At 56.4% G+C, this 7,024-nt stretch carries 15 protein-coding genes and 1 pseudogene; all 16 read left to right on the top strand.

Annotation, left to right across the window (positions count from 1 at the left end):
• The first annotated feature begins 36 nt into the window (after positions 1 to 36).
• Complete coding sequence (rpsJ, locus tag KVT38_RS32785; RefSeq protein WP_027087350.1) at positions 37 to 345, top strand: 30S ribosomal protein S10; 309 nt, start codon at positions 37 to 39, stop codon at positions 343 to 345.
• A gap of 57 nt (positions 346 to 402) precedes the next feature.
• On the top strand, positions 403 to 1,023 hold the full coding sequence (gene rplC, locus KVT38_RS32780; protein ID WP_217597947.1) for a 50S ribosomal protein L3: 621 nt from the start codon (positions 403 to 405) through the stop codon (positions 1,021 to 1,023).
• Between the two features lie 30 nt (positions 1,024 to 1,053).
• On the top strand, positions 1,054 to 1,677 hold the full coding sequence (gene rplD / locus KVT38_RS32775; RefSeq protein WP_217597946.1) for a 50S ribosomal protein L4: 624 nt from the start codon (positions 1,054 to 1,056) through the stop codon (positions 1,675 to 1,677).
• Positions 1,677 to 1,970, top strand: coding sequence for a 50S ribosomal protein L23 (gene rplW / locus KVT38_RS32770; RefSeq protein WP_217597945.1), 294 nt, complete (start codon positions 1,677 to 1,679; stop codon positions 1,968 to 1,970). The genes rplD and rplW overlap by 1 nt, the downstream gene beginning before the upstream one ends.
• Before the next feature lie 29 nt (positions 1,971 to 1,999).
• Positions 2,000 to 2,827: a 50S ribosomal protein L2 gene (rplB, locus tag KVT38_RS32765; protein WP_217597944.1), complete on the top strand. Its 828-nt coding sequence runs from the start codon at positions 2,000 to 2,002 to the stop codon at positions 2,825 to 2,827.
• A gap of 36 nt (positions 2,828 to 2,863) precedes the next feature.
• Entirely contained in the window at positions 2,864 to 3,145 is a 282-nt protein-coding gene (gene rpsS, locus KVT38_RS32760; protein ID WP_217597943.1) for a 30S ribosomal protein S19, read from the top strand.
• A 52-nt stretch (positions 3,146 to 3,197) separates the two neighbouring features.
• Entirely contained in the window at positions 3,198 to 3,536 is a 339-nt protein-coding gene (rplV, locus tag KVT38_RS32755; RefSeq protein WP_090117911.1) for a 50S ribosomal protein L22, read from the top strand.
• A gap of 16 nt (positions 3,537 to 3,552) precedes the next feature.
• Positions 3,553 to 4,218: pseudogene (gene rpsC / locus KVT38_RS32750) on the top strand (30S ribosomal protein S3); the annotation flags it as partial.
• A 2-nt stretch (positions 4,219 to 4,220) separates the two neighbouring features.
• A complete protein-coding gene (rplP, locus tag KVT38_RS32745; RefSeq protein WP_217597942.1) occupies positions 4,221 to 4,658 on the top strand; it encodes a 50S ribosomal protein L16 in 438 nt (145 codons plus the stop codon).
• Positions 4,645 to 4,845 carry a 50S ribosomal protein L29 gene (gene rpmC / locus KVT38_RS32740; RefSeq protein ID WP_090117908.1) on the top strand — a complete coding sequence of 67 codons (201 nt, stop codon included), beginning with the start codon at positions 4,645 to 4,647 and terminating at the stop codon, positions 4,843 to 4,845. Before rplP ends, rpmC begins: the two co-directional genes overlap by 14 nt.
• 43 nt (positions 4,846 to 4,888) lie before the next feature.
• Positions 4,889 to 5,152 carry a 30S ribosomal protein S17 gene (rpsQ, locus tag KVT38_RS32735; protein ID WP_090117907.1) on the top strand — a complete coding sequence of 88 codons (264 nt, stop codon included), beginning with the start codon at positions 4,889 to 4,891 and terminating at the stop codon, positions 5,150 to 5,152.
• A 36-nt stretch (positions 5,153 to 5,188) separates the two neighbouring features.
• The gene (gene rplN / locus KVT38_RS32730) at positions 5,189 to 5,557 is read left to right on the top strand and encodes a 50S ribosomal protein L14 (protein ID WP_217597941.1); all 369 of its coding nucleotides are present in this window, start codon (positions 5,189 to 5,191) and stop codon (positions 5,555 to 5,557) included.
• A gap of 60 nt (positions 5,558 to 5,617) precedes the next feature.
• Positions 5,618 to 5,953 carry a 50S ribosomal protein L24 gene (rplX, locus tag KVT38_RS32725; protein ID WP_217597940.1) on the top strand — a complete coding sequence of 112 codons (336 nt, stop codon included), beginning with the start codon at positions 5,618 to 5,620 and terminating at the stop codon, positions 5,951 to 5,953.
• 35 nt (positions 5,954 to 5,988) lie between these two features.
• Complete coding sequence (rplE, locus tag KVT38_RS32720) at positions 5,989 to 6,531, top strand: 50S ribosomal protein L5 (RefSeq protein WP_090117904.1); 543 nt, start codon at positions 5,989 to 5,991, stop codon at positions 6,529 to 6,531.
• Positions 6,532 to 6,586: 55 nt separating this feature from the next.
• Positions 6,587 to 6,772: a type Z 30S ribosomal protein S14 gene (locus KVT38_RS32715; protein ID WP_090117903.1), complete on the top strand. Its 186-nt coding sequence runs from the start codon at positions 6,587 to 6,589 to the stop codon at positions 6,770 to 6,772.
• A gap of 30 nt (positions 6,773 to 6,802) precedes the next feature.
• Positions 6,803 to 7,024: 30S ribosomal protein S8 (gene rpsH / locus KVT38_RS32710; protein WP_217597939.1), on the top strand; the 222-nt coding region annotated here is incomplete at its 3' end.

Raw genomic sequence — 7,024 nt, 5'->3', positions numbered from 1 at the left:
ATTCCAAAATTGGGCGAATGAAGGAGGGAATTTTCTATGGCAAAGCAAAAAATCCGTATCCGTTTGAAAGCTTACGACCACCGCATTCTTGATCAATCCGCGGAGAAGATCGTAGAAACGGCAAAGCGCACGGGTGCCGGCGTATCCGGTCCGATCCCGCTGCCGACCGAAAAGCAGATCATCACGATCCTGCGCGCGGTCCACAAGTACAAGGATTCGCGTGAGCAGTTCGAAATGCGTACGCACAAGCGCCTGATCGACATCGTCAATCCGACGCCGCAAACGGTCGACGCGCTGATGCGTCTGGACCTGCCGTCCGGCGTTGACATCGAGATCAAGCTGTAATAAGCAACACTCGACCATTATCCAGATGTAAATAAGAAGTAGAAGAGAGGTGTCAACATGCCAGGAATCTTGGGACGTAAGCTCGGTATGACGCAAGTGTTCGCGGCTGACGGAAGCGTCGTGCCGGTCACCGTCATCGAAGCAACGCCAAACGTCGTGCTGCAGAAGAAAACTTCCGACAACGACGGATACGAAGCTGTGCAGCTCGGCTTTGCCGACAAGCGCGAAAAGCTCGCAAACAAGCCGGAAACGGGCCATGCAAAGAAGGCCGGTACGGCGCCCAAGCGCTTCATCCGCGAAGTTAGCGGATCTTCGGAACTCGAAGTCGGCGCTGAAGTTAAGGTTGACGTATTTGCCGAAGGGCAGTTTGTTGACGTAACGGGTATTTCGAAGGGTAAAGGAACTGCTGGTGCCATCAAGCGTTGGGGCTTCCAACGCGGCAAGATGACGCACGGTTCGAAGTATCACCGCGGTAATGGCTCGCTCGCTACGATTCGCGACGCGAACCGCGTGCCTAAGGGCAAGAAGATGCACGGCCGTCTCGGCTCCGAGACGATCACGGTTCAAAACCTCGAAGTCGTCAAGGTCGACGTTGAACGCAACGTCATCCTGATCAAGGGTTCCGTGCCGGGCGCTCGCAACAGCTACCTCAAACTCCGCTCGTCGGTGAAGAAATAATCCGATTCAACAAGAAAGGAGGACTACCACATGCCTAAAGTATCTGTATACAACGTGAGCGGCAGCGCGGTCGGCGAGATCGAACTGTCGGACCTGATCTTCGGCGTCAATCCGAACGCATCGGTCATGCACAGTGCGGTCGTGCTTCAACAAGCAGCCGTGCGCCAAGGCACTCACAAGACCAAAGGACGCTCCGAAGTACGCGGGGGCGGCCGCAAGCCATGGAAGCAAAAGGGTACCGGCCGCGCTCGTCAGGGCTCGATCCGTTCCCCGCAATGGAAGGGCGGCGGTACGGTTTTCGGACCGACTCCGCGCAGCTACGGCTTCAAGCTTCCTCGCAAGGTTCGCCGTCTGGCGATCAAGTCCGCGCTGTCCAGCAAAGTCATCGCCAGCGATATCATCGTTCTGGATCAACTGAGCCTGGCATCGCCTAAGACGAAGGAATTCCAAGGCATTCTGAACAACCTCAAGGTCGGCCGCAAGGCGCTCGTCGTCACTGCCGATTATGAGAACAATGTGGCCCTGTCCGCGCGCAACATTCCTGGCGTCAAGTTCGTCTCCGCCAACGGAATCAACGTGCTCGATGTTCTTGTCCATGACAAGCTGATCATCACGAAGGACGCGGTCGCTAAAGTCGAGGAGGTATTCGCGTAATGAAAGACCCTCGCGATATTATCAAGCGCCCCGTCATTACGGAACGCACGAGTGAATTCATCGATCAGCTGAAGTACGTCTTCGAAGTCGATCTTCGCACGAACAAGACGGAAATCAAGCAAGCGATCGAAGCGATCTTCAAAGTGAAGGTCGTCAGCGTCAACACGATGCGCGTACCGCCGAAGCCGCGCCGCTACGGCCGCCACTCCGGCTACACTTCCGAATGGAAGAAGGCCATCGTACAACTGTCCCCGGACAGCAAACCGCTCGAATTTTTCGAAGCATCTGTCTAACATCTTCGTAAAGTAAGGAGGGAAACCAAGTGCCAGTCAAAAAGTTTAATCCGACATCGCCTAGCCGTCGCGAAATGACGATGTCGACGTTCGAGGAAGTCACCACGAACGTACCGGAGAAATCCTTGCTTGCACCGCTGTCGAAGCGCGGCGGCCGTAACCACCAAGGTAAGATTACGGTTCGTCACCAAGGCGGCGGACACAAGCGCAAGTATCGTATCATCGACTTCAAGCGCAACAAGGACGGCGTGCCGGGCAAGGTCGCTCAAATCGAGTACGATCCGAACCGCACCTCTTACATCGCCCTGATCCACTACCTGGACGGCGCAAAGAGCTACATCGTCGCTCCTAAGGGACTGAAGGTCGGCGATCAAATCGTCTCCGGTCCTGAAGCCGACATCAAGGTGGGCAACGCCCTTCCGCTGGAGAACATCCCGGTCGGTACGGTTATCCACAACATCGAGCTGAAGCCGGGCAAGGGCGGACAACTCGTTCGCGCTGCAGGTACCGAAGCTCAGCTGCTGGGTAAGGAAGAGACTTATGTCACGATCCGCCTGGCATCCGGCGAGATTCGCCGCATCCTGAAGCAGTGCCGCGCTACGATCGGATCCGTGGGCAACCAAGACCACGAGCTGATCAACATCGGTAAAGCCGGCCGCTCCCGCAACCTCGGCAAACGCCCGGTTGTCCGCGGTGTCGTCATGAACCCGGTCGATCACCCGCACGGCGGTGGCGAAGGCCGCGCTCCAATCGGCCGCAAGTCTCCTCTGTCCCCTTGGGGCAAGCCGACGCTCGGTTACAAGACGCGCAAGAAAAAGAAGGCCTCGAGCCAATATATCGTACGCCGCCGCAAGTAAGGCGAGTCCATTCCGGGCTGAAGGGAGGATTTACCCATGGGTCGCAGCTTAAAGAAAGGCCCGTTCATCGACGGCTATCTGCTCAAGAAAGTCGAAGTGTTGAACGAGTCCAGCAAAAAAGTCGTCATCAAGACGTGGTCGCGTCGCTCGACGATTTTCCCGCAATTCGTAGGTCACACGTTCGCCGTCTACGATGGCCGCAAGCATGTGCCGGTATACGTAACGGAAGACATGGTCGGACACAAGCTTGGTGACTTCCCGCCTCCGCGGACGTACAGAGGCCATACCGCCGACGACAAGAAGACCGGCAAACGATAAATCCTAAGCGCCGGCTTCGTCCGGCGAACGCAACACGGGAGGAGGTACATCGATGGCACAAGAAGCCAAGGCCGTAGCGCGATACATTCGTATCCCGGCCCGCAAAGTCCGTCTGGTCGCAGATCTGATCCGCGGCAAGAAGGTAGGCGACGCAATCGCCATTCTGCGCCACACGCCGCGTTCGGCTTCCCCGATTCTGGAGAAGCTCCTGAACTCCGCAGTGGCTAACGCAGAGCACAACTATCAGCTCGACGTCAACAAGCTGGTTATCAGCGAAGCATTCGTCAACGAAGGTCCGACCCTCAAACGGTTCCAACCCCGTTCGCAGGGCCGCGCGTTCAGCATCTTCAAGCGCTCCAGCCACATCACGCTGGTCGTATCCGAGAAATAAGGTGCGATAACGTGCGGGTCAGAAAGTAAATCCGGTCGGTCTTCGTATCGGCGTCATCCGCCATTGGGAATCCAAGTGGTACGCTGAAAAGGACTTCGGCACGCTTCTTATGGAAGATGTCAAAATCCGCGAATTCCTCAAGGCCAAGCTTAAGGACGCATCGGTATCGCGCTTCGAGATCGAACGCGCTGCGAACCGCGTCAACGTAACGATTCATACTGCCAAGCCGGGCATGGTCATCGGCAAGGGCGGTTCCGAGGTAGAAGTGGTCCGCGGGCAGCTGACGAAGCTGACGAACGGCAAGAAGGTGCACATCAACATCTCCGAGATCAAGACGCCGGAAATGGATGCCATCCTCGTCGCCGAGAGCATCGCGCAACAACTCGAACGCCGTATCTCGTTCCGCCGCGCCATGAAGCAATCGATGCAGCGCACGCTGCGCATGGGTGCGAAGGGCATCAAGACCCTCGTCAGCGGACGTCTGGGCGGCGCCGAAATCGCACGTACGGAAGGCTACAGCGAAGGAACGGTTCCGCTTCACACGCTGCGCGCCGACATCGACTACGGTACGGCTGAAGCGCACACGACCTACGGTCGCATCGGCGTTAAAGTCTGGATCTACCGCGGCGAAGTCCTTCCAGCCAAGAAGAAGAGAGCAGTAGCTGAGGAAGGAGGCAACTAAGCATGTTGGTCCCTAAACGCGTCAAACACCGCAAGCAACACCGCGGGAAGATGAAGGGCCGTGCCAAGGGCGGCACGGAAGTGAGCTTCGGCGAATACGGCTTGCAAGCACTGGAGCCTTCGTGGGTGACGAACCGCCAGATCGAATCTGCGCGTATCGCGATGACCCGTTATATCAAGCGTGGCGGTAAGGTATGGATCAAGATCTTCCCGTCCAAGCCGATCACCCAAAAGCCTCTCGAGGTGCGGATGGGTAGCGGTAAAGGTAACGTCGAGAAGTGGGTAGCCGTCGTTAAGCCGGGCAAGATTTTGTTCGAGCTCGCTGGCGTACCCGAGGAAATCGCACGCGAAGCGATGCGTCTGGCCGCGCACAAGCTGCCGATCAAGACGAAGTTCGTGAAACGCGAAGAACTGGGTGGTGAAGCAAATGAAGGCCAGTGAATTCCGCAACCTCACTTCGGTTGAAATCGAACAGAAGGTTTCCGGCTTCAAGGAAGAGCTGTTCAACCTTCGTTTCCAACTGGCTACCGGCCAACTGGACAACCCGCACCGCATCAGCGAGCTGCGGAAAGAAATTGCCCGGGCCAAAACCATTTTGCGCGAGCGTGAACTGGGCATCATCAGCTAATTGCTGATCAGAGCCTACGACGCCTCCGGGAAGGAGTATTACCATGAGCGAACGCAACAACCGTAAGGTTCAGATCGGCAAAGTCGTCAGCGACAAGATGGACAAAACGATCGTAGTGGCTGTAGAGACGCACAAGAAGCACAGCCTGTACCATAAGCGGATCAAGTACACGAAGAAGTTCAAGGCGCACGACGAGAACAACGAAGCGCAAATCGGCGACACCGTGAAGATCATGGAGACCCGCAAGCTGTCCAAGGACAAGAACTGGCGCCTGGTCGAGATCACCGAGAAAGCCGTTATTCTGTAAGAAACGCCACCTTAGCCTTGAAAGGAGGACCTCACGATGATTCAACCGTTTACGAGACTGCACGTTGCCGACAACTCGGGCGCGAAGGAACTGATGTGCATCCGCGTGCTTGGAGGCACGGGACGCCGCGTCGGTCACATCGGCGATCTGATCGTCGCTTCCGTCAAACAAGCAACACCAGGCGGCGTTGTCAAGAAGGGCGATGTCGTTAAATGCGTAATCGTCCGCACGAAGCGTTCGGTACGCCGCAAGGACGGTTCCTACATCGCGTTCGACGAGAACGCAGCCGTCATCGTCAAGGAAGACAAGAGCCCGCGCGGTACCCGTATCTTCGGACCAGTCGCCCGCGAGCTTCGCGAACGTGATTTCATGAAAATCATTTCTCTGGCACCGGAAGTGCTCTAATCCGGCCGATGTCCATGGAGAAACACTCAAGGAGGTGTAACCACGACCCGTTTAAAGTAAGTGCTGGAATCGCACAACAATAAGCTTCACGTCAAAAAAGACGACAACGTCATCGTCATCACCGGCAAGGACAAGGGCAAGAAGGGGCGCGTAATCGCCGCTTACCCGCGTCAAAACCGCGTACTGATCGAAGGCGTCAACCTGGTGAAGAAGCACACGCGTCCTTCCCAGACGAACCCGCAAGGCGGCATCATCGAGCAGGAAGCGCCGATTCACGTATCCAACGTCATGCACGTGGATCCGAAGAGCGGCAAGCCTACGCGTATCGGCTACAAGGTGCTGGACAACGGCACTAAAGTCCGCGTCGCGAAGAAGTCCGGCCAAGAAATCGACTAATACGATCCCTGAAAGAAAGGAGGTCACTGTGACACATGGCAGCAAGAATGAAAGAACGTTACAACGCTGAAATCGCGCCTGCGCTGGTGCAGAAGTTCAGCTACAAATCGGTCATGCAAGTGCCGAAGATCGAGAAGGTCGTCATCAACATGGGCGTCGGCGAAGCGGTCTCGAACTCCAAGGTTCTGGACGCAGCGGTCGAAGATCTTCAAAAGATCGCCGGTCAAAAGCCGGTCATCACCCGTGCGAAGAAGTCCATCGCAGGCTTCCGCCTCCGTGAAAACGCGCCGATCGGCGTTAAGGTCACGCTTCGCGGCGACCGCATGTACTACTTCCTCGACAAGCTGTTCAACATCTCGCTTCCTCGCGTACGTGACTTCCGCGGCATCTCGAGCAAATCGTTCGACGGTCGCGGCAACTACACGCTCGGCTTGAAGGAGCAACTGATCTTCCCCGAGATCGAATACGACAAGATCGATAAGGTCCGCGGGATGGACATCGTCATCGTCACGACGGCGAATACGGACGAAGAAGCGCGCGAACTGCTGACCCAACTGGGCGCACCGTTCGTGAAGTAACTCCGCCGAACCTGGCTGGAAGGCCAAGGTACCCTACGGGAGGTGTGAAAGCAAAGTGGCAAAAACGTCGATGAAAATCAAGCAGCAACGTCCGCCGAAGTTCCAAGTTCGGGCTTACACGCGGTGCGAGCGCTGCGGACGTCCGCACTCCGTGCTGCAAAAGTTTAAAATTTGCCGGATTTGTTTCCGCGAGTTGGCATACAAAGGCCAGATTCCTGGCGTTAAAAAAGCGAGCTGGTAATCAGCCTAGTTCGGGAAGGAGGTTTACCCCATGGTTAAGCCTGATCCCATTGCAGATATGCTGACGCGCATTCGCAACGCGAACCTCGTCCGCCACGAATCGGTGGAGCTGCCTGCGTCTACGGTCAAGAAGCAAATTGCTGAGATCCTGAAGCGCGAAGGCTTTATCCGCGACGCCGAATACGTAGAAGACAACAAGCAAGGTTTGATCCGCATCTTCCTGAAGTACGGACCGAACAACGAACGCGTCATC

Origin of the sequence: Cohnella sp. GbtcB17, assembly GCF_019091135.1 — a bacterium.
Lineage (GTDB): Bacteria > Bacillota > Bacilli > Paenibacillales > Paenibacillaceae > Cohnella.
The sequence above is the reverse complement of the archived record's forward strand: the minus strand, read 5'-3'. Positions and strand labels throughout refer to the sequence as shown.